Below are 1,048 nucleotides of genomic sequence, written 5' to 3'. Positions count from 1 at the left end.
ATGCTGAGATGCTGCTTAATCCATTTGAAAAACAGCTCAATTGCCCAGCGTGATTTATACATCTCTGAAATTTCTTCGGCACTCAAATCGAAACGATTTGTCAGTAACTGAAGCTCATTTCCTTTTGAATCAATCACTCTTAGAAGACGAAAATAGTTCTCCGTGCGGTTTTGAGTTGTACCAATCAACACCATTTGATCGGACAGAACAGTCGAATTCTCGGGTAGTTTAAAATCGTAAACTTCTCGTATGACTGCGTTTTTACGTAGTCTTGATAGGAAAAAGTAGCCGTCATCTGTCATCCGATCAAAGCGTTCATAGTCTAGATAGCCACGGTCAAACACATACATGCATTCCTTGTCATCGACCATGATTTCTAGTTGACCACGATCATGTTCCTTTGCCGTTGTCATCACAGCCTTTTCAGGATAGGAAATCCCTTTTTCCATAAACACAAGACGCAAATGCAGCTTTACACCCGCTTTTGTTTTGCGGAACTTTGCCCACTTATGATTAGTCAAATTAAGTGGCAATGTACTTGAGTCAATGATTTTTAACGGCATGATGAGTTTGGTGTAGTGTGTTTTGGCATGAATTTGTGCGACTAAATCCAGGAAAAGACTTTGGAATAAATCTGGATTCATGCCATTTAATCGCCGTGATAGCTGAGAAATACTGATCGAATCAAGGTTGATTCCTTTTTGAAGCTGGTCATCGAAAAGACAATCACTCAGCGCATGAAGGCTTTCTACTTCTTCGAGCTGTGCGTAAAGTAATAATTTTAAAAATGATTCCGTCGTAAGTTTTTTCGTATAGAAATCTAATTTCAATGTTTTCACTTGATCATCAAATAATTCATGATTTATCGGTGAAAACCATTGTCCAAATGAAGTTTTTCGTGTAATCTTATCCATGCGTTGGTCCTTTATTATTGGATTTGGACGGGATTACCACCTGACTTATCCATTATAAAGGACTTTTTTTATGCACAAAATAAAATTATTGAACATTTTGAGTATTTCTAATAGTTTAATTAAATTAATGCAAC

At 36.9% G+C, this 1,048-nt stretch carries 1 protein-coding gene; it reads right to left on the bottom strand.

Features of this window, described 5'->3' with window-relative positions; translation table 11 throughout:
• Positions 1 to 914, bottom strand: a 914-nt coding sequence (locus JCM9140_RS22055; RefSeq protein WP_034751838.1) for an IS4 family transposase, incomplete at its 3' end; no start/stop codon positions are given.
• Between the last annotated feature and the right edge of the window lie 134 nt (positions 915 to 1,048).

This window comes from Halalkalibacter wakoensis JCM 9140 (assembly GCF_000513095.1).
GTDB classification, from domain to species: domain Bacteria; phylum Bacillota; class Bacilli; order Bacillales; family Bacillaceae_D; genus Halalkalibacter; species Halalkalibacter wakoensis.
Note: the sequence above shows the minus strand (reverse complement) of the source record. Positions and strands in the feature narration are given on the sequence as shown.